Here is a 19,347-nt window from a genome sequence, read left to right as displayed (position 1 = left end):
CCACCGGCGCGACCGTGCCGCGGCCGTCCGGCGCGCCCCCCGCCAGCGAGGCGAGCAAGGCCTCCGCGATGAAGGCGGCGAACGAGGCCGAGATGATCAAGGCGCAGAAGGCCTCGGCCGCCCGCGACAAGGCCTGGGACGCCCGCACGCGCAACTCGATGTCCTCGATCTGCAAGGGCTGCTGAGGGCACGGGTCCGAGCGCGCCGCACCGACGGTGATCCGGTTCGAGGGCGTCTCCAAGCACTTCGCCGGGGCGCCCGGCCCCGCCGTCGACCGGCTTGACCTGACGATCCCCGAGGGCACCACCTGCGTGCTGATCGGGCCGTCCGGCTGCGGCAAGTCGACGACCCTGCGCCTGGTCAACCGCCTGATCGAGCCGGATGCCGGCCGCATCACGCTCGGCGGGCACGACGTCGCGGCCGTCGACCCGATCGCGCTTCGGCGCGGCATCGGCTACGTGCTCCAGGGCATCGGCCTGTTCCCGCACCGCAGCGTCGCGCGGAACGTCGCGACCGTGCCCGAGCTGCTCGGCTGGCCGAAGACGCGGATCGCGGCGCGCGTCGACGCGATGCTCGACCTCGTCGGGCTCGATCCGGCGCTCTACCGCGACCGCCGCCCGGACGCGCTCTCCGGCGGACAGCGCCAGCGCGTCGGCGTCGCCCGCGCGCTCGCCGCCGACCCGCCGGTGATCCTGATGGACGAGCCCTTCGGCGCGGTCGATCCGGTGGCGCGCGGCCGGCTCCAAGCCGAGATCGGCGCGATCCTCAAGCGCCTGTCCAAGACCGTGCTGATCGTCACCCACGACATCGACGAGGCGATGCTGATGGGCGACCGCGTCGTGCTGATGCGGGCTGGCCGCGTCGTCCAGGCCGATGCGCCGCAGGCGCTGCTGGCCGCGCCGGCCGACCCGTTCGTCGCCTCCTTCGTCGGCGAGGACCGGGCGCTGCGGCGCCTCGCGCTGCTCACGGTCTCCGAAGCCGCCGAGCCCGGAACGGCCGCCGACGCGCCGGAGATCGCGGACACGGCGACGTTGCGCGATGCGCTGTCCATGATGCTGGCAGGCGGTCGCACCCGGCTCGCGGTCGCCGGTCCCGCCGGGCCGCACGTGGTGACGCTCGATGCGGTCCGGCGGGCGGGCGCGGTCGGCAAGCGCGAAGCCTGATACCGAACGGCTCGGCCGTCGCCGGTTCTGCACAGGCGATCCGGCCTGCCCCGACCCGGCACTTCCGACCCGCGCCGTCGGTCCGGGTCCGCGCAGCGGAGCCCGAAAGCCAGAGTCGCCGAAGCGGCAGGTGGGAGCACGACCTGCGGTTCCGAATTCCGGGCTCGCCACCGGCGCTCCGGAAATGCCGGGCGGCTATGACGGGCGACGGAGGGACGCGTGAACGCGCGCGAGCGCGCGACACGTCCGCCCCCTGGACATGGAAAAGGGCCGCCCTTTCGGACGACCCTTCCCAGCGGCACGACGGTGATCCGTCGATCGGCTTAGCGCGAGTAGAACTCGATCACCAGGTTCGGTTCCATCTGCACCGGGTACGGCACCTCGGTCAGGCCCGGCACGCGGGTGACGCGGGCGGTCATCTTCTGGTGGTCGACCTCGATGTAGTCTGGCACGTCGCGCTCGGGGAGCTGCGAGGCGACGACCACGATCTCGAGCTGGCGCGAGGCTTCCTTGACCTCGATCAGGTCGCCCGGCTTCACGAGGTAGCTCGGGATGTTGACCCGGCGCCCGTTGACCTTGATGTGGCCGTGGTTGACGAACTGGCGGGCGGCGAACGGCGTCGCCACGAACTTCGAGCGGTACACCACGGCATCGAGGCGGCGCTCGAGCAGGCCGATCAGGTTCTCGCTCGAGTCGCCGCGCAGGCGGATCGCCTCGGCGTAGTAGCGGCGGAACTGCTTCTCGGTGATGTTGCCGTAATAGCCCTTGAGCTTCTGCTTGGCGCGCAGCTGCGTGCCGAAGTCGCTCATCTTGCCCTTGCGGCGCTGGCCGTGTTGGCCGGGGCCGTACTCGCGGCGGTTCACGGGGCTCTTCGGGCGGCCCCAGATGTTCTGGCCCATGCGGCGGTCGAGCTTGTGCTTGGCCTGAATCCGCTTCGACATATCGCGTGTCCTCTCGCAAACGAGATAGTGAGGAACGCGCCCTCCTCTTCCCGCCGGCCTTGCGGCCCGGGACGACAGAGCCGCCTCGAAGGCGACTCACGGGTGCGTATGAAAACGCCAAGCGGCCCCTGAAGGAGCCGCGGTGACGAGCGGTTCGTAGTCGAGGCGGCCGGGCCGGTCAATCCTAAGCCCCCGCCCGCGCCTCTCGACCGGCCGCTGCCGCGCCGGGAAACGCGCCGTCCCGTATCCTTGACCGTACGTCCCAAACGCGTCGGGACCGCCTGCGCGCGCCTGGACCGCGAACGGCCGGGCCGGCATGCCTCGTCGCTGGACTTCACGCCACTGCCTGGACGACGATCGATGAACCGTGCCCTCTCTACGCTCCTGCTCGCCTGCGCGCTTGCCGGCCCGGCCCCCGCCTCGGCCGAGACGCCCGAGGAACTCGCCTTCGGCTTCGGCCAGTTCACGGGCGCCGCCACCTTCTGCAAGATGCCGAAGGATCAGGTCTCTCAGCTCGCCGACACCATGCTCACGGGCTCGGGCATCGACACCGGCGGCCCGAGCCCTGCGATGACCCGCTTTAAGGAGGGCGTCGCCGACGGCGTGCGCTCGATGTCGGCGCCCGACGCGGCCACCTGCGCCGAGGTGAAGTCCGCCTTCGACGAGGCTTATGCGAAGCTGAAGTGACGCGGCCGCGCCGGCCTCAGGGCCGCGCGGCGAGGAAGGCCAGCACGCCGTCGCGATGCGGCTTGGCGCCGACGGCGGAGCTGTGGTCGCGGCCTTCGAGCTCGAGGCTTCGCGCGTTCGGCATCAAGGCCGCGAGGCCCGGGCCGGAGCCCGCGACGGTGTCGAGGGTGCCGACGCTGACGAGAACCGGCACGTCGATCTGCCCGATCTCGGCGCGCGACAGCGTCTGGCGCGAGCCGCGGATGCAGGCGGCGAGCGCTCGCAGGTCGCTCTTCGTCTGCTCGGCGAAGGTGCGGAAGGCGGCGGCCGTCGGGTTCGCCGCCTTCGCGCCCGCCGGCGCCTCCAACGCGTCGGCGATGCCGGAGGGCAGGCCCTTGCCCTCGACGAGATGCAGGCCGAGGCCGCCGATCAGCGCCGAGCGCACCCGCGCGGCGTGGTCGAGGGCGAGGTGCGCAGTGATGCGCCCGCCCATCGAGTAGCCCATCACGTCGGCGCGCTCGATCCCGAGATGGTTGAGGAGGCGCACGGCGTCGCCGGCCATGTCCTCGGAGCCGTAGCGGGCCGGGTCGTAGAGCTTCTCGCTCTCGCCGTGGCCGCGGTTGTCCAACGCGATGGTGCGGTAGCCGGCCTGCGTGAGCGTGCGCACCCACGTCGTGTTGACCCAGTTGACCACGTGGTTCGAGGCGAAGCCGTGGATGAGCAGGATCGGGTCGCCGCAGCCGCCGGAGGCCGGCACGTCGATGTAGGCGATGCGCACGCCGTCCGAATCGAAGCTGTCCATGGTCGCCGCTCCTCGTCATGCGTACCGGCCCGCGCGGTCCGTGCCGGCTGTAAGAGCCGCGGCGCCGATCGGCAACGCGCGTGATGCTTGCCCGCGGGCGGCGCGGCTGGCATCAGCCCGGCATGAGCGACCTTCAGCCCTACGGCACCTACGCCCCGGCCGGCCTCGTCGCGGCGATCGCCCGGCGGACCGTGCGGATCTCACCCGAGTCCTGGCGCGGACGGCGGATGGCGATGTTCCTGCGCCGCCTCGCGATCACGCTGATGCGCGGCAAGCCCCTCGACGTCGAGCGCCTCGGCGCCCGGATGCGGCTGCACCCCTACAACAACAATTGCGAGAAGAAGGTGCTGTTCACGCCGCAATTCTTCGACCCGCAGGAGCGCGCCCTGCTCAAGGCGCGGCTTCGGCCGGGCTGCGTCTTCCTCGACATCGGCGCCAACATCGGCGCCTACGCCCTGTTCGTGGCCGCGTTCGCCGGCCCGCAGGCGCGGATCGTCGCGGTCGAGCCGCAGCCCGACGTGTTCGACCGGTTGACCTTCAACATCGCGCAGAATGCATTCCATTCGGTCAAGGCCGTGGCCTGCGCGGTCGCCGACAAGGCCGGCGAGCTGACGCTGTTCGTCGATCCGCGCAATCGCGGCGAATCGAGCCTCAAGATCGTCGGCACCAACGAGAGCGCGCAGATCAAGGTGCCTGCGGTGACCCTGATGGACCTCGTGCGCAGCGAGGGCCTGACCCGGATCGACGCGATCAAGCTCGACGTGGAGGGCGCCGAGGACCTGATCCTCGAGCCGTTCCTGCGCGAGGCGCCCCCTGCCCTGCTGCCGACGCTGCTGGTGATCGAGGACGGCACCGACCAGTGGCAGATCGATCTGCCCAAGCTCCTGGAAGGCCACGGCTACCGCGAGATCGGCCGCACCCGGCTGAACCGGATGTTCGAGCGGAGCGCCTGAGCAGGCTCCGATCGCGAAACCGGCCGCCGGTTTCACCGATCCTGCGAGGATCAGGTCGGCGCCGCGCGCCGCGGGTCGAGATGCGTGTTCTCGTAAAGGTCGCCGACCGTGCAGATCGAGCCGAGCTCGGCGAATTCGATCACGTCGCCGGCCGAGCGGAGCGCCCGGACCGCCCAAAGGTCCGCCGCGTCGCGCTCGTGGATCGTCACCGCGACCGCATCCTGGTCGACGAGCACGATGCAGCGGTTCGGCGGGTGGTCCCGATAGAACCGGAGCTTGCTCGCCAGGATGCGCCCGCGGTCGCTCGCCGACGGCACCTCCATCACGAGATGGAAGCGATCCGTGAAATTGCGCTCGGTGTCGATGTCGTTGTCGATCACCGTCACCTCGGGCTCGGGTCGATAGGGCGAATCCGGCGAGACCTCGATCCCGATCTCGCGGTCGGCGTGCCATTCCGGGCGGCGGCTCCTGAGCGCCGCGTTGAGATGGCGCTCGAAGTTGCTGGCGATGCGCTGATGCCCGATCCGCGGTGCCGCCGACTGCATGGGAAGCCCCGCAATCAGTTCCCATCGCTCCTCCGACGGACGCGTCTCGAGGAACTCGCGGAAGTCGGCGACATCGAACAGGACGGGTTCACGGATCGCGCGATCGGCCATCGGGATGCCTCGGGCGGCCGGAGCGCACGCCGCAGCCTCGCCACCACCGTACCATGCGCCGGGGAGCGCGGAAAACGCGCGTCAGGGCGGCGTGACGATCGGGATCGCGTCGGCGATCGTCACGCCCTCCCGGTCGATCCGGCAGCGATAGGTGTAGGTCTCGACCCCCGCCGCACGCGCCAAGCGAAAAGCCCGGTCGAAGGCGGGATCGATGTCGCGGGCGACGTCGAAGGCGTCCGCCCGCATCTGGACCACGACGATCACCATCGCGCGCCCGCCGGCCGCGACGACCTCGGCGAGGTCCCGCATGTGCCGCGCGCTGCGGGCGGCGATGCAGTCGGGAAACTCGGCGAGGCCCGCTCGCCGCATCAGGTGGCAGTTCTTCACCTCGACGTGGACCGGCGGCAGCCCCTCGCCGCTCGCCACGAAGTCGACGCGGCTCGCCGCGCCGTAGCGGACCTCCGCCCTCAATGCCGCGTAGCCGTCGAGCGGCGCGAGACCGCCGGCGGCGAAGGCCTCGGCGACGAGCGCGTTCGGGCGCATCGTGTTGATCCCGACCCATTGCGGGCCGCTGGGCAGGTCGGCCTCCACCAGCTCCCAGGAATACTTGAGCTTGCGCGTCGGGCCGTCGGCCGGCGAGAGCAGCACCCGGTTGCCGGCGGCGTTCAGGCCCATCATCGCGCCGGGATTGGCGCAATGCGCCGTGACGCGCGTGCCGTCGGCGAGGTCCACGTCGGCGAGGAAGCGCTTGTAGCGCTGCACCAGGCGGCCTTCGATCAGGGGTTCGGGAAAGCGCATGGGGTCCGGGCTGCGTCGCGGTGGCGGTCCATAGCCGACAGGCGCCCGCGCATGAAAGCGCCGTCGGTGGTCGCGCAGCCGCCGCCGCGCTATCTGCGGCGGGACCGAGGACGGCGAGCCCCATGACAATCGATTCCACGAGCATCACCGCCGCGATCCTGGTGATCGGCGACGAGATCCTGTCCGGCCGGACGAAGGACAAGAACATCGGCACGATCGCCGACTATCTCACCGCCGTCGGCATCGACCTGCGCGAGGTTCGGATCGTCCCCGACGAGCCGGACGCCATCGTCGGCGCCGTGAACGCGCTCCGGGCCGGGCACACCTACCTGTTCACCACCGGCGGCATCGGCCCGACCCACGACGACATCACCGCCGATTGCGTCGCCAAGGCCTTCGGCGTCGGCATCGACGTCGATCCCCGCGCCAGGGCGATGCTGCTGGAGCGCCACAAGCCGGAGGACCTGAACGCGGCGCGCTTGCGCATGGCGCGGATCCCGGACGGCGCGGACCTGATCGCCAACCCGATCTCGAAGGCGCCGGGCTTCCGCATCGGCAACGTCTTCGTCATGGCCGGCGTGCCGTCGATCATGCAGGCGATGCTCGACCAGATCGGCCCGACGCTGCCGACCGGCGCGCGGATGCTGTCCGAGACGGTGGAGGCCGGCAACCTGCCCGAGGGCAACTACGCCGCCGACCTCGCCGAGATCGCGAGGGCCTACGCCGACGTGTCGATCGGCTCCTATCCGTCGATGACGAAGGACGGGTTCGCCAACCGCATCGTCGCCCGCGGCAAGGACGCCGCCTCGGTGGCGCGCGCGCGGGCCGAGATCGAGGCGCTGGTGTCGCGCCTTCGCGGCTGACGGCCGATCCGTCCCTGAATCCGGTTCGTGGAGCGTTTGCGTGATGGCCGAGCCGAAGCAGGACGACAAGGAAGCTCGGCGCGACGCGCACAAGGAGGCGGTGGCCGGGATCGGTCGCCCCGACGCCTTCGTCCTGCACGAGGTGATCCGGCGCGAGGGCAACGAGGAACTGCGGCGGAACGGGGGGGCGCTGTTCCTCTCGGCCTTCGCGGCAGGGCTCAGCATCGCGCTCTCGCTGATCGTGCCGGGGGTGCTCAAGACCCACCTGCCCGAGGGCGAGTGGACCAAGATCCTGACGACGATGGGCTACGCGGTCGGCTTTCTGGTGGTGGTGCTCGGGCGCCAGCAGCTGTTCACCGAGAACACCATCACGCCGATCCTGCCGCTGCTGCACGACCGCTCGGCCAAGACCGCGTGGCGGGTGCTGCGCCTGTGGATCGTCGTGCTTGCGGGCAACATTCTGGCGACGCTGGCGATCGCCGCCGTGCTGGCGCATTCCGGCGCGTTCGAGCCGTCGGTCAAGGCGGCCTTCGCAGAGATCAGCCATCAGGCCATCGCGTTTCCGTTCTGGGACACGGTGCTGAAGGCGATCTTTGCCGGGTGGATGATCGCCCTGATGGTGTGGTTCCTGCCGGCCACCGGGACCGCGGCGCCATTCGTGATCTTCCTGATGACCTGGCTGGTCTCGCTCTGCGGGCTCGCCCACATCGTCGCCGGCTCGGTCGAGGCGTTCTACCTCGTGGTCACCGGCGCGGCGACGATGGGCGAGTACGCCGAGCGCTTCTTCGTGCCGACGCTGCTCGGCAACGTCTTCGGCGGCATCACCCTGGTCGCGGTGCTGAATTACGGCCAGGTCGCGCCCGAGGTCGAGGAGAGCCGCGAGGTCGAGGAGGCCGAGGGCGGCCCGAGCCAGGACTGAGAGGGGGACTGCATCCGCTTCGCGACGGAGAGGCGTGACAGGGCGCGGCCCGTGTTGGCTTTCGCGCTGAAACGATCCAAAACCCTCTCTCGAAACGCGGGGGTCGCGTCCTTGCCCGGTTCTCGACGCGGTCGCGCCCTGAGGAAACCGAGGACGAGGAGCGCCGCGCATGCGGCCGGGAATGGGACGATGCGCTCGCTGAAGGTCCGCTTCGCCTTGCTGCTCGGGTCGATCGCCCTCGTCGTCGTCCTGGCGGCGGCGGGCGTGCTCGCGGCGATCGGGGCGGCCGAGCGCACCATCGACCGGACGCTGGCGGCGCAGGGCCGCCTCGAGCTTCTGGCCGAGCTGTCGGGCCGGATGACGCAGTTCGGCATGGCGGCGGTCGAGACCATCGGCAATCCCGATCTCGCACCGGAGGCGATGGGGATCGCGCGCAGCAACGTCGACCGGGCGCTCACGACCGTCGACGAGGCGCTGTCGAGATCCGTCGCCGGCAGCGACGACCCGCAGGACCGGATGCAGTACGCCCTGCGAAGCCGCCCGATGGCGCAGCTGCGCGCCGCCCGCGTGATCCTCGACCGGCAGGTGGCGCAGATCGTCCGCCAGACCGATCCGGAGAAGCGTCAGAACTCCATCAAGGGCGCGCTCAACGGCTTCGGTGCGATGACCGGCCAGCCGCTCTCGTTCCTGATCGAGGCAGAGCGCCGCAGCATGGTGCTCGGCTCGGATGCGGCGCGCGACCTCTCGCAGCGCCTGCGGATCGCGGCCGCGCTGGCGGTGCTCGCGGCGCTCGGCCTCGTCGTGCTGCTGTGGCGCAGCATCACCCGCCCGACCCTGGCGCGGATCGAGGCGGTGCGTCGCGCCGCGGGCGCCATCGGCGGCGGCAAGCTCGACACGCGTCTCTCCGTCGCGACCCGGGACGAGCTCGGCCTGCTGGTCGCCAACGTCAACCGCATGGCCGCGCGCCTGTCCCGGCGCGAGGGCCGCGTCGCCGCCGACCGCGCGGCCCTGGAGGACACGGTGGAGGCGCGCACCGCCGACCTCCGCGCCGCCAACGCGCGCCTCGAGGCGGTCGACCGCTCGCGACGCCGCTTCTTCGCCGACGTCAGCCACGAGCTTCGCACTCCGCTCACCGTCATCCTCGGGGAATGCGACCTCGCGGCCCGCGCCGGCCTGCGCATCACCGACCACGCCCCCGCCTTCGCCACCATCCGCAAGCGCGCGATGCGCCTCAAGCTGCGCGTCGAGGATCTTCTGCGGGTGGCGCGCTCGGAATCGGGCGAGATCGAGCTCGACCGCCGCGCCCTCGAGCTCGCGCCGGTCCTGGCCGAGGCGGTCGACAACCTCGCCTCGGAGGGCGCCCGCCTCCGCGTCGCGCTCGCGTTCGAGCCGGGCCCGCGGAACCTGGAGGTGCTGGCGGACCGGGAATGGCTGCGCCAGGTCGTCGAGAGCCTGATCGACAACGCCCTGCGCCATGCCACCGGCCTCACCCGGGTCGAGGTCGCCCTGTCCGGCGGCGGCACGGCGCCGGCCCGCATCACCGTCACCGACGACGGGCCGGGTTTCGGCGACCGCGAGCAGAGCCTGTTCGAGCGCTTCCGCCGCGGCGACCGCCCGGCGGAGATGGGGTTCGGGATCGGATTGGCCCTGGCGCGCTGGCTGATCGAGCAGCATGATGGCACCATCGTTCTCGGCGCCGGCGAGAACGGCGCCGGGGCGCGGGTGACCCTGGAGATCCCGCTCCTCGACCTGACGCTCGACGACGTGACGAGCCGAGACGAACGACAGATTAGGAAGGACGACGCGGCATGACGCGAATCCTCGTGGTCGAGGACGACATCGACATCCGCGGCCTTCTCACCCGCGGCCTCGAGGCGGAGGGGTTCTCCGTCGGCACCGCCGGCTGCGTCGGCGACGCGCTCGCGTCGGCGCGGAACGAGAGCCCCGAGGCGGTGGTTCTCGACATCACCCTGCCCGACGGCTCGGGGCACGACGTCTGCCGCAGCCTGCGCGAGGGCGGCTATCCCGGGCCGATCCTGTTCCTTTCGGCCCGCGACGAGATCCGCGACCGCGCCGAAGGCCTCGCGCTCGGCGCCGACGACTACATCGTAAAACCGTTCGTCTTCGACGAGCTGGTGGCGCGGCTGCGCACGCACCTGCTGCGCCGGCAGGCGGCGGAGGGGCCGCGCACGCTGATCAACGCCGGCAAGCTCGTCCTCGACCTCGACACCCGCCAGGTCACCTGCGGCGATGCCTCAGCCCGCCTGACCCCGCGCGAGGCCGAGCTTCTGGCGATGCTGATGGAGAGCGTTAACCGCCCGGTCACCCGAGCCGACATCTTCGAGCGGCTGTGGGCGAGCCAGGGCGGCCTTTCCCTCAACGTGGTCGACGTCTATGTCGGCTACCTGCGCTCGAAGATGGCCGATTTCGTCCGGCACGGCGGCCCGCTTCTGGTCACGGTGCGCGGCCGCGGCTTCATGCTGGACTCGCGTGGGCCGGACTACCGGCACTGACGCTCGCCACGGAGACGTCGCGTCCCGCGGGAGCCTGCGACGCCGAAGCCTCACAAAAAATTTGGGAGCATTAGGCAATTTAGTGCTTGATGCCGGGGCCGGAATTGCGGATACCCGTGCCGCGCCGGAAAACAAAAGCGCCATCAGTGTCTTAGGGTACTCTTAAGTTTACCTTTCGGCACCGGATGTTCGTAATCAGACGGAGAAACACCATGACCTGGGCTGCCCCAATCGTTTCCGAAATCTGCGTCGGTATGGAAGTCACCAGCTACGAGTCCGCCGAGATCGACACCTTCAACTGAGGTGTTGCGCCGAGCTGAGGGTTGTTGGCTGCATCGGACCACTCCATGCGCGTCCTGATCCTCGGCTCGGCTGCCGGCGGCGGGCTTCCCCAGTGGAATTGCCGTTGCCCGAACTGCCGGCTCGCCCGCAGCGAGCCCGACCGCGTCAGGCCGCGGACCCAGTCGAGCATCGCCGTCTCCACCGATGGCGGGGATTGGCTCCTGGTGAACGCCTCGCCGGACATCCGGCAGCAACTCTTCGACAACCCGGCGATGCATCCGCGGGAAGGCCTGCGCCACTCGCCGATCCGTGCCGTGCTGCTCACCAACGGCGACGTCGATCACGTCGCCGGCCTCCTGACGCTGCGCGAGGGCCAGCCCTACACGCTCTACGGCACCGGCAGCATCCTCGGCTCGGTCGCCGAGAACCGCGTCTTCGACGTGATGGCCGAGGGCGTCGTCGTCCGGGAGGCGATCACGCTCGGCCGGCGCTTCGAGCCGCTGCCGGGACTTGCGGTCACGCTGTTCTCGGTGCCCGGCAAGGTCCCGCTCTGGCTCGAGGATGCCGATCTCGAGCTCGGCGCCGAATCCGAGAGCACGGTCGGCGCGATGATCGAGGCCGGCGGCCGCCGCCTCGCCTACATTCCCGGCTGCGCCCGCGTCACCGAGGATCTGAAGGCCCGGATCGCCGGCGTCGACGCGCTGCTCTTCGACGGCACGGTGCTGCACGACGACGACATGATCCGCGCCGGCGTCGGCACCAAGACCGGATGGCGCATGGGGCACGTGCCGATGCGGGGCGACGGCGGCTCGGTCGCCGGCCTGAAGGACGTCGCGATCGGTTCGCGCGTCTTCGTCCACATCAACAACACCAACCCCGTCCTCGTCGAAGGCTCGCCCGAGCGCGCGGCGGTCGAGGCGGACGGATGGGTCGTCGCCCATGACGGGCTCACCCTGAGCCTCTGACGGCGACGACCGGGCGCGGTTGGCATTTGTCGGCCCCGCGACCTATCTCATGACGGGACGTGCGCGATTCGATTGCGCCGCAAAGCCGCCGCCAGACGCGGTGATCGACAGACGACCAGGAAACGCCTCCGAACGGACGCTTGGTGACGCCATGAACGCAGTGTTCCCGACCCCTCAATCCGACACGTCCGAGCGCCTGCTCAGCCCCGACGAGCTCGAGGCGGCGCTGCGCGACATCGGCGCCCGGCGCTATCACAACCTGCATCCGTTCCACCGCCTGCTGCACGACGGCAAGCTGAGCAAGGATCAGGTCCGGGCCTGGGCGCTGAACCGCTACTACTACCAGGCGATGATCCCGGTGAAGGACGCCGCGGTGCTGGCGCGGATGACCGACGCCGCGCTCCGCCGCGTCTGGCGCCAGCGCATCGTCGACCACGACGGCGATGCGCCGGGCGACGGCGGCATCGAGCGCTGGCTGAAGCTCGCCGAGGGCGTCGGCTTCCGGCGCGACTACGTCGAGTCGACCGCCGGCATCCTGTCGGCCACCAAGTTCTCGGTCGAGGCCTACGTGCACTTCGTCGCGGAGCGCTCGCTGCTGGAGGCGATCGCCTCGTCGCTCACCGAGATGTTCTCGCCGAACATCATCTCCGAGCGCGTTTCGGGCATGCTGAAGAACTACGACTTCATCACCAAGGAGACGCTGGCGTACTTCGAGAAGCGCATGACCCAGGCGCCGCGCGACGCCGACTTCGCCCTCGACTACGTCAAGCGCCATGCCACCACGCCCGAGCTGCAACGTCAGGCGATGGCGGCGCTGACCTTCAAGTGCAACGTGCTCTGGACCCAGCTCGACGCGCTGTACTTCGCCTACGTCGCGCCCGGGATGATCCCGCCCGACGCCTGGACGCCCGGCACCGGGCTCGTCGCCGAGACGCAAGGGGGGGCGCCCGGCACCGGCCGCCTGTCGGCGACCGACGTGCCGCGCCTGCCCCGCGGCGTGCGGATGCGGTTCGACCAGACCCGCGACAAGCACGTGCTGCTCGCCCCCGAGCGCACCTTCGACCTCGACGCCAACGCCGTCGCGGTCCTCAACCTCGTCGACGGCAAGACCAGCGTCGCCGCCATCGCCGACCGGCTCGGCGAGACCTACGCCGCCGACCCGCGCGCGATCGAGGTCGACGTGCTGGCCATGCTGAACGACCTCGCCGGAAAGAGGGTGCTGGAGCGATGAACGCGCTGACCCCGAACGCGGCGGCGATCCCGGCCCCGGTCGGGCTGCTCGCCGAGCTGACGCACCGCTGCCCGCTGCGCTGCCCGTACTGCTCGAACCCGCTCGACCTCGACCGGCGCTCGCGCGAGCTCGACACCGCGACCTGGCAGCGGGTGCTGACCGAGGCCGCGGGCCTTGGCGTGCTCCATGTCCACCTGTCCGGCGGCGAGCCGACGGCGCGCAACGACATCGTCGAGATCACCGAGACCTGCGCCAAGCTCGGGCTGTACTCGAACCTGATCACCTCCGGCGTCGGCGGCGCCCTGTCCAAGCTCCAGGCGCTCTACGACGTCGGCCTCGACCACGTGCAGCTCTCGGTGCAGGGCGTGGACGCGGCCAACGCCGAGAAGATCGGCGGCCTGAAGAACGCGCAGCCGCAGAAGATGGAGTTCGCCGCCAAGGTGACCGAGCTCGGCCTGCCGCTGACGCTGAACTCGGTGATCCACCGCGGCAACATCCATGAGGTCGAGGGCTTCATCGACCTCGCGGTGAAGCTCGGCGCCAAGCGCCTCGAGGTGGCGCACACGCAGTATTACGGCTGGGCCTACGTCAACCGCGCCGCGCTGATGCCGGACAAGGCCCAGGTCGATCAGTCGATCCGCATCGTCGAGGCGGCCCGCGAGCGCCTCAAGGGCCAGCTCGTCATCGATCTCGTCGTGCCGGACTACTACGCGAAGTACCCGAAGGCCTGCGCCGGCGGCTGGGGCCGCAAGCTGATCAACGTGACGCCGCAGGGCAAGGTGCTGCCGTGCCATGCGGCCGAGACGATCAGCCATCTCGAGTTCTGGCACGTGACCGAGCATTCGCTCGGCGACATCTGGGCGAACGCCCCGGCCTTCACCGCCTATCGCGGCACCGACTGGATGCAGGAGCCCTGCCGCTCCTGCGACCGGCGCGAGAAGGATTGGGGCGGCTGCCGCTGCCAGGCGCTGGCGCTCGCCGGCGATGCGGCGGCGACGGACCCCGCCTGCTCGCTGTCGCCCCTGCACGCCAAGGTGCGGGCGCTCGCCGTCGAGGAGGCGGCCGAGACGCCGCCCGACTACACCTACCGGACGATCGGGGCCAACATCCCGGCGCCGCGCAAGGAGGACGCCCTCTCGTGAAGTGTTTCGTGATCGTCGCTGCGCTGCTTGCCGCGACCCCGGCGCTCGCCGTCGAGGGGGCACGCGCCGCCCCGGCTCCTGCCCCCGCCGCAGCCGCGCCGGAACAGGCGAACGCCGCGGCGCCCCCGAGCGCGGCCGACCTGCTGTTCGAGCAGCCGCAGCTGAAGAACGCCGCCGCCGGCTCGACGCTGACCTACGACTACCTGCGCCGGTCCGGCATCGCGAAGGGCCCGTTCGGGCCGCCGCTCGACGACACGATCAAGCTCACCCTCGAGCCGGGCACGGGCGGCGACGGCCGCAACATCGCCGTCGAGATGTTCTCGGGCACCAACCGGTTCCCCGCCGGCCCGTTCGAGGACATGTCCGGCAACCCGGTGATCCCGCTGTTCCTGGAGAACCACCTGACCAATCTCGCCCGGGTGCTGCAGGCCAACCCGCGCTACCTGAAGCTCGCGATCCGCAAGGGCCTTCGCGACGGCGCCACCGTCACGCCGATCAAGGTCGACTACAAGGGCCGCTCGGTCGACGCCTGGCAGGTGGTGTCCAGGCCCTTCCTCGGCGATGGGATGGCCCAGCGCATGCGCGGCATGGACAACATGACCTACACCTTCGTCACCTCTCCCGAGGTGCCCGGCGAGATCGTCTCGATCGAGGCGCAATCGAAGAATGCCGAGGGCGGCGAACTCTTGGAGGAGCGGCTGAGCTATGATCAGAAAGCTGGTTGAGGGCTTTGCCCTGTCCGGTGTCGCGCTGACGATGCTGGCGATGCCGGTCGTCGCGGCGGATGCCGAGAACGACTACCCGACCGACACGCGCGTCGATTACGTCTTCGGCTGCATGGCCGCCAACGGCCAGACCCGCGAGGCGATGCAGCGCTGCACCTGCTCGATCGACCAGCTCGCGGCAATCCTGCCCTACGACAAGTACGTGCAGGCGAGTACCGTGCTCTCGATGCGCCAGGGCATCGGCGCGCGCTCGAACGAGTTCAAGTCGACCAAGGTGTTCGACGACAAGGTCGCCGACCTCCGCCGCGCCCAGGCCGAGGCCGAGATCCGCTGCTACCGCGGCTGAGGCGTCGCCCAGGAACCTTGGAGAGGCCGCCCGGTACCGGGCGGCCTTTTCTCATGTCAACGGGCGCCGTTGCTTCGCCGGGAAAAACCGGCCACATCGACGCGGCGGGAGCCGCCCGCGACGAGCCAGAGAAGCGACGCCTCTTGAGCCATCGACCCGCCGCCCTCGCCGGCTTGCTGCCCGAACTGGGCCGGCGGACCCTCGTGATGGGCATCCTCAACGTCACGCCGGATTCCTTCTCGGATGGCGGCCGCTTCGTCGGCGAGGAAGCCGCCTGCCGGCAGGCCGACGCGCTGGCTGCCGAGGGCGCCGCGCTTGTCGATATCGGCGGCGAGTCCACCCGCCCCGGCCACGTTCCGGTGCCGGCCGAGGAGGAGCAGGCCCGCGTCCTTCCGGCGATCCGGACCCTGGCGAACCGGCTCTCCGTCCCGATCTCGATCGACACCTACAAGGCCTCGACCGCCGAGAGCGCGCTGGCGGCCGGCGCCCGCATCGTCAACGACGTCTGGGGCCTGCAGCGCGAGCCCGACATCGCCCTTGTCGCCGCCGACCACGGCGCGCCGGTGATGATCATGCACAACCGCGAGACTGTCGACGCCGGCCTCGACATCGTCTCGGACATGCTGCGCTTCTTCGAGGTCTCGCTCGGCATCGCCCGCCGGGCCGGCATCCCCGACGGCGACATCGTGCTCGATCCGGGCATCGGCTTCGGCAAGAGCTGGAACCAGCACCTCGAAGCGCTGCGGCGCCTGCCCGAGATCCGCGCCCTCGGCTTCCCCATCCTCGTGGGCGTCTCGCGCAAGTCGCTGCTCGGCCGGCTGCACGACCGCGAGACCGCGCCGGCCGACCGGCTCAACGGATCGCTCGCGGCGCATGCGCTTGCCGCGACGCTCGGCGCCGACATCGTCCGCGTCCACGACGTCGCCGCCCATGTCGACGCGATGCGCGTGGTCGACGCCGTCCTGCGCCCGGGAGACCGCCGATGAGCGACCGCATCCTCGTCGAGCGCATCGCGGTCTTCGCCCATCACGGCGTGCTGCCCGAGGAGACGCGCCTCGGGCAGCGCTTCTACCTGTCGCTCGATGCGGCCCTCGACCTGGCGCCCGCCGGCCGCTCCGATGACGTGACGCGGACGGTGAGCTACGCCGACCTCGCCGCCATCGCGGTCTCGATCGCCACCGAGCGGCGCTTCGACCTGATCGAGGCGCTGGCCGAGGCGATCGCCGGCGAGATCCTGGCGCGGTTTCCGGCTCTCGAGGCGATCACCGTCCGGGTCGACAAGCCGAGCGCGCCGGTTCCCGCGAACCTCGACGGGATCGCGGTCCTGATCACCCGCAGGCGGGAGGCCTGGGCATGACGCAAGCCTATCTCGGCCTCGGCAGCAACATCGGCGACAAGGCCGGGCATCTCGCCGCCGCGGTGCGGGGTCTCGCGGCGGTTCCCGGCATCCGGATCACCGCGCGGTCGTCCGACTACCGCACCCCGCCCTGGGGCGAGACCGATCAGGACTGGTTCCTCAACGGCGCCCTCGCCATCGAGACCGACCTCGACCCGCACGCCCTGCTCGATACCTGCCTCGGCGTCGAGCGCGATCTCGGCCGCATCCGCGAGCGCCGCTGGGGGCCGCGCGTGATCGACATCGACGTGCTGTCCTATGCCGGCGCCGAGGTCTCGGACGAGCGCCTCGTCCTTCCGCACCGCTACGTCCGCGAGCGCGCCTTCGTGCTGGTGCCGCTCGCCGAGATCGCGCCCGACCTCGTCATCGGCGGCGAGACCGTCGCCGACGCGCTGGCCAAGCTCGACCGCAGCGGCATCGAGCGGAACTGAACGCATCCCGGAACGACGAAGGGCCGGGCGTTCGCCCGACCCTTCGCGAGTGTTATGATATCCTGTCGACGACGCGTTCAGTGCGCGTTCGGCGCGAGCAGCTTGTTCTCTTCCTCTTCGAGCAGCGGCACGTCGAAGTCGCGAAGCACCGCTTCGATGTCGGAGCGGCGCTTGCGCAGGATGGTGTTCAGCGACCGCTTCCAGTCGTTCTCGCCGATCCGTACCGCCATGGCGATGCGGTAGCTCATCGGCGGGCGATCCGGCTCCTCCAGGAGCGGAATCACGTCCATCGCCGTGCCGCTCTGCTTGGCCAGCCATCCGGCGGACGGTCCCCAGAGCACCGCGGCGTCGATCTGCCCGGCCGCAAGGTCGGACACGATCTCGGCACCCACCGTCTGGTTCTTGCGTACCGGGTCGAGCTGATACGGCGCGTAGGCCTTCATGCTCGAGATCAGGCCGAGGTCGCCCATCCGGTTGACCGGCGGCGTCCCGGCGATGACGCCGATGCGCTTGCCCTTGAGCTTGGGGTCGTCGAGCCCGGACACCCCCGCCAGATCGCCCTGCTTCACGATGAGCGTGTAGACCGAGCGATAGTACGGATTGGTGTTCTGGACGCCCTCGCTGCCGAGGGCCGACCCGACGATCAGGTCGCACAGGCCGGTGCCGAGGGTGTTGCGGACGAAGCCGGGCCCCTGGGTCAGCCAGTAGTAGCGGACCTTGATCTTCAGCTCGTCGGCGATGATCGCCGCGATGCGATTCTCGAAGCCGTCCTCTTTGCGCTCGGAGAACGGCATGTTGCCCGGGTCGCCGCAGACGCGAAGCACGTCTGCGGTGACGAGATCGGGGACGTTCTGCGCCGCCGCGTCCCGCACCCCTACCAGGAGAGGCAGGAGCGCGATCGCGACGGCGGCGTGGGTGCGTGCGCGGCGCATCAGCCGCCCATGCACTCCTTCTCGGCCTTCTTGGCGGCCTCGGGCTTGTCTTCCTTGTCGCCCGGGCGGACGCGGCCCATCGCGCCGGAGGCGCGGGCCTTCAGGTAGACGTAGAGGTCGTCCGAGTAGCACATGACGTTTTTGTTATCGCCGAAGGCGGGCATGACCTTCTGGTCGGACGAGCTCACGTCCTGCTTGCCGCCGGCCAGGATGCCGATGAACTCCTCGTAGGAGAGGTGCTTGAGCGAGTCCTTGAGCGCCGGCGCGTAGGTCGAGCCCATGCCGTCCGGGCCGTGGCAGACGTGGCACTCGGCGTGATAGCGGCGGTAGCCGGAGTAAGTGTACCAGTCGAACTTCTTGCCCGCGTCGGTGATGTGGAAGGTCGGGTGACCTTCGGCATCGAAGTACTTGCCCTCTTCGACCTTCACCGCGGCATCCTTCTTGAGGAGCTTGTCGTCGGGCTCGGCCGACTTGTCGTCGGTGTTCAGCGAGTTGGCGAGGGCGGAATCGGCGGGCTTGGCATCCTCAGCATGTACGGCGACCATCGAGACGGACGCTAGGGCGAGGGCGGCCAGGAACGGCCGCGTGACGGATTTGCTGAGGTAATGCAACGCAAAAATCTCCCTGGGACCTGAAGGTCGAGCCGCTCTCAGGCGGCCTTTCGCAGCCTTCTTGAGGGCATTCTAATCATAAGAATGCCGGCGCGGAAACCCGCGCCGGCACTCATTTCAGAGCGGCTTCGTGCGACCGATTAGTTCGGCAGCGCGAAGACGGTGAGCTGACCACCGAGGTTGGTGTAGCTCGAGAGGGCGGCGTAACCACCCACCGCGCCGAGACCGGCGTTCGGGTCGGTCAGGCCGGCCGCGAGGCCGATGCCGGCCCAGCCACCGACACCCGACAGGATGCCGACGTACTGCTTGCCCTTGTGCTGGTAGGTCATCACGTTGCCGATGATGCCCGACGGGGTCTTGAACTTGTACAGTTCCTTACCCGTCTTGGAGTCGACGGCCTTCAGGTAGCCCTCGAGCGTGCCGTAGAAGACCACGTCGCCGGCGGTGGCGAGAGCGCCCGACCAGACCGAGAACTGCTCGGCGTTCGACCACTTGATCTTACCCTCGACGCCGTCCCAGGCGATGAAGTTACCCATGCCGCCATGGCTGTTCGGCGCGGGGTACATCGACAGGGTCGCACCGACGTAGGGCTGGCCCGGGGTGTAGGTCACCCGGAACGGCTCGTAGTCCATGCAGACGTGGTTGGTGGGCACGTAGAACAGGTTGGTCTTCGGCGAGAACGCAGCAGGCTGCTGGTCCTTGGTGCCGAGGGCCGCCGGGCAGATACCCTTGGAGTTGGTATCCTCGCCGTTCTGCTCGGTGGAGTACTTGGCTTGGACGAGGGGGCGACCGTAGGTCTTGGAGCCCTTGTCCATGTCGACCTTGGAGGCCCAGTTGACGACCGGGTCGAACTTCTCGGCGACGAGGAGCTCGCCGGTGGCGCGGTTGAGGGTGTAGCCGAAGCCGTTGCGGTCGAAGTGGGTCAGCAGCGGGGTCTCCTTGCCGCCGACCTTCTGATCCGTGAGGATCATCTCGTTGATGCCGTCGTAGTCCCACTCGTCGTGGGGGGTCA

The 19,347-nt window shown here is 70.1% G+C and carries 23 protein-coding genes and 1 pseudogene; 17 read left to right on the top strand and 7 right to left on the bottom strand.

Annotated features, from left to right (window positions below; all coding sequences use genetic code 11):
• Both FV230_RS29610 and FV230_RS12420 read left to right on the top strand, forming a co-directional pair.
• A pseudogene (locus tag FV230_RS29610) lies at positions 1-185 on the top strand (hypothetical protein); the annotation flags it as partial.
• A 30-nt stretch (positions 186-215) separates the two neighbouring features.
• Positions 216-1,163 carry an ABC transporter ATP-binding protein gene (locus FV230_RS12420; protein WP_147842612.1) on the top strand — a complete coding sequence of 316 codons (948 nt, stop codon included), beginning with the start codon at positions 216-218 and terminating at the stop codon, positions 1,161-1,163.
• A gap of 323 nt (positions 1,164-1,486) precedes the next feature.
• Here the strand turns inward: FV230_RS12420 and rpsD are convergent, their stop codons facing one another.
• Positions 1,487-2,104, bottom strand: a complete 618-nt coding sequence (gene rpsD / locus FV230_RS12415; protein ID WP_147725774.1) for a 30S ribosomal protein S4 — start codon at positions 2,102-2,104, stop codon at positions 1,487-1,489.
• Positions 2,105-2,464: 360 nt separating this feature from the next.
• Between rpsD and FV230_RS12410 the strand changes: the two genes are divergently transcribed.
• Positions 2,465-2,791, top strand: coding sequence for a hypothetical protein (locus tag FV230_RS12410; protein WP_147725775.1), 327 nt, complete (start codon positions 2,465-2,467; stop codon positions 2,789-2,791).
• Positions 2,792-2,807: 16 nt separating this feature from the next.
• Here the strand turns inward: FV230_RS12410 and FV230_RS12405 are convergent, their stop codons facing one another.
• Positions 2,808-3,572 (bottom strand): alpha/beta hydrolase, encoded by a 765-nt coding sequence (locus tag FV230_RS12405; protein ID WP_147842611.1) that lies wholly within the window; start codon positions 3,570-3,572, stop codon positions 2,808-2,810.
• Positions 3,573-3,694: 122 nt separating this feature from the next.
• Between FV230_RS12405 and FV230_RS12400 the strand changes: the two genes are divergently transcribed.
• Positions 3,695-4,525: an FkbM family methyltransferase gene (locus FV230_RS12400; RefSeq protein WP_147842613.1), complete on the top strand. Its 831-nt coding sequence runs from the start codon at positions 3,695-3,697 to the stop codon at positions 4,523-4,525.
• A gap of 50 nt (positions 4,526-4,575) precedes the next feature.
• Here FV230_RS12400 and FV230_RS12395 read toward each other — a convergent pair whose 3' ends face one another.
• Together FV230_RS12395 and sfsA are read right to left on the bottom strand one after the other, a co-directional pair.
• Entirely contained in the window at positions 4,576-5,181 is a 606-nt protein-coding gene (locus FV230_RS12395) for a Uma2 family endonuclease (protein WP_147842610.1), read from the bottom strand.
• Positions 5,182-5,262: 81 nt separating this feature from the next.
• Positions 5,263-5,979, bottom strand: a complete 717-nt coding sequence (sfsA, locus tag FV230_RS12390) for a DNA/RNA nuclease SfsA (RefSeq protein ID WP_147842609.1) — start codon at positions 5,977-5,979, stop codon at positions 5,263-5,265.
• A gap of 122 nt (positions 5,980-6,101) precedes the next feature.
• Here sfsA and FV230_RS12385 point away from each other — a divergent pair, with 122 nt between their 5' ends.
• From FV230_RS12385 to folK, 13 genes are all read left to right on the top strand, one after another.
• The gene (locus tag FV230_RS12385) at positions 6,102-6,842 is read left to right on the top strand and encodes a molybdopterin-binding protein (RefSeq protein WP_147842608.1); all 741 of its coding nucleotides are present in this window, start codon (positions 6,102-6,104) and stop codon (positions 6,840-6,842) included.
• Between the two features lie 43 nt (positions 6,843-6,885).
• Entirely contained in the window at positions 6,886-7,761 is an 876-nt protein-coding gene (locus FV230_RS12380; protein ID WP_147725780.1) for a formate/nitrite transporter family protein, read from the top strand.
• 189 nt (positions 7,762-7,950) lie between these two features.
• Complete coding sequence (locus FV230_RS12375; protein ID WP_147842607.1) at positions 7,951-9,573, top strand: ATP-binding protein; 1,623 nt, start codon at positions 7,951-7,953, stop codon at positions 9,571-9,573.
• Entirely contained in the window at positions 9,570-10,274 is a 705-nt protein-coding gene (locus FV230_RS12370; RefSeq protein WP_147725782.1) for a response regulator transcription factor, read from the top strand. The genes FV230_RS12375 and FV230_RS12370 overlap by 4 nt, the downstream gene beginning before the upstream one ends.
• 212 nt (positions 10,275-10,486) lie before the next feature.
• Positions 10,487-10,576: a pyrroloquinoline quinone precursor peptide PqqA gene (gene pqqA, locus FV230_RS12365; RefSeq protein ID WP_055889187.1), complete on the top strand. Its 90-nt coding sequence runs from the start codon at positions 10,487-10,489 to the stop codon at positions 10,574-10,576.
• 45 nt (positions 10,577-10,621) lie between these two features.
• Positions 10,622-11,521 carry a pyrroloquinoline quinone biosynthesis protein PqqB gene (gene pqqB / locus FV230_RS12360; protein WP_147842606.1) on the top strand — a complete coding sequence of 300 codons (900 nt, stop codon included), beginning with the start codon at positions 10,622-10,624 and terminating at the stop codon, positions 11,519-11,521.
• 151 nt (positions 11,522-11,672) lie between these two features.
• The gene (gene pqqC, locus FV230_RS12355; protein ID WP_147842605.1) at positions 11,673-12,752 is read left to right on the top strand and encodes a pyrroloquinoline-quinone synthase PqqC; all 1,080 of its coding nucleotides are present in this window, start codon (positions 11,673-11,675) and stop codon (positions 12,750-12,752) included.
• The gene (gene pqqE / locus FV230_RS12350) at positions 12,749-13,894 is read left to right on the top strand and encodes a pyrroloquinoline quinone biosynthesis protein PqqE (RefSeq protein ID WP_147842604.1); all 1,146 of its coding nucleotides are present in this window, start codon (positions 12,749-12,751) and stop codon (positions 13,892-13,894) included. Before pqqC ends, pqqE begins: the two co-directional genes overlap by 4 nt.
• Positions 13,891-14,619 (top strand): hypothetical protein, encoded by a 729-nt coding sequence (locus tag FV230_RS12345; protein WP_147842603.1) that lies wholly within the window; start codon positions 13,891-13,893, stop codon positions 14,617-14,619. Before pqqE ends, FV230_RS12345 begins: the two co-directional genes overlap by 4 nt.
• The gene (locus FV230_RS12340; protein WP_147842602.1) at positions 14,600-14,965 is read left to right on the top strand and encodes a hypothetical protein; all 366 of its coding nucleotides are present in this window, start codon (positions 14,600-14,602) and stop codon (positions 14,963-14,965) included. Before FV230_RS12345 ends, FV230_RS12340 begins: the two co-directional genes overlap by 20 nt.
• A gap of 206 nt (positions 14,966-15,171) precedes the next feature.
• On the top strand, positions 15,172-15,951 hold the full coding sequence (gene folP / locus FV230_RS12335; protein WP_246694836.1) for a dihydropteroate synthase: 780 nt from the start codon (positions 15,172-15,174) through the stop codon (positions 15,949-15,951).
• Positions 15,948-16,322, top strand: a complete 375-nt coding sequence (gene folB, locus FV230_RS12330; RefSeq protein WP_147842600.1) for a dihydroneopterin aldolase — start codon at positions 15,948-15,950, stop codon at positions 16,320-16,322. The genes folP and folB overlap by 4 nt, the downstream gene beginning before the upstream one ends.
• A complete protein-coding gene (gene folK, locus FV230_RS12325) occupies positions 16,319-16,792 on the top strand; it encodes a 2-amino-4-hydroxy-6-hydroxymethyldihydropteridine diphosphokinase (protein ID WP_147725790.1) in 474 nt (157 codons plus the stop codon). The genes folB and folK overlap by 4 nt, the downstream gene beginning before the upstream one ends.
• A gap of 77 nt (positions 16,793-16,869) precedes the next feature.
• Here the strand turns inward: folK and xoxJ are convergent, their stop codons facing one another.
• From xoxJ to FV230_RS12310, 3 genes are all read right to left on the bottom strand, one after another.
• Positions 16,870-17,724 carry a rare earth element methanol dehydrogenase accessory protein XoxJ gene (gene xoxJ, locus FV230_RS12320; RefSeq protein ID WP_147842599.1) on the bottom strand — a complete coding sequence of 285 codons (855 nt, stop codon included), beginning with the start codon at positions 17,722-17,724 and terminating at the stop codon, positions 16,870-16,872.
• Positions 17,724-18,335, bottom strand: coding sequence for a c-type cytochrome, methanol metabolism-related (locus tag FV230_RS12315; protein ID WP_147842598.1), 612 nt, complete (start codon positions 18,333-18,335; stop codon positions 17,724-17,726). Before FV230_RS12315 ends, xoxJ begins: the two co-directional genes overlap by 1 nt.
• Positions 18,336-18,475: 140 nt before the next feature.
• A partial coding sequence (locus tag FV230_RS12310; protein WP_147842597.1) for a PQQ-binding-like beta-propeller repeat protein occupies positions 18,476-19,347 on the bottom strand: 872 nt, incomplete at its 5' end.

It is taken from the genome of Methylobacterium sp. WL6 (genome assembly GCF_008040095.1).
GTDB lineage: Bacteria > Pseudomonadota > Alphaproteobacteria > Rhizobiales > Beijerinckiaceae > Methylobacterium.
The sequence above is the reverse complement of the archived record's forward strand: the minus strand, read 5'-3'. Positions and strand labels throughout refer to the sequence as shown.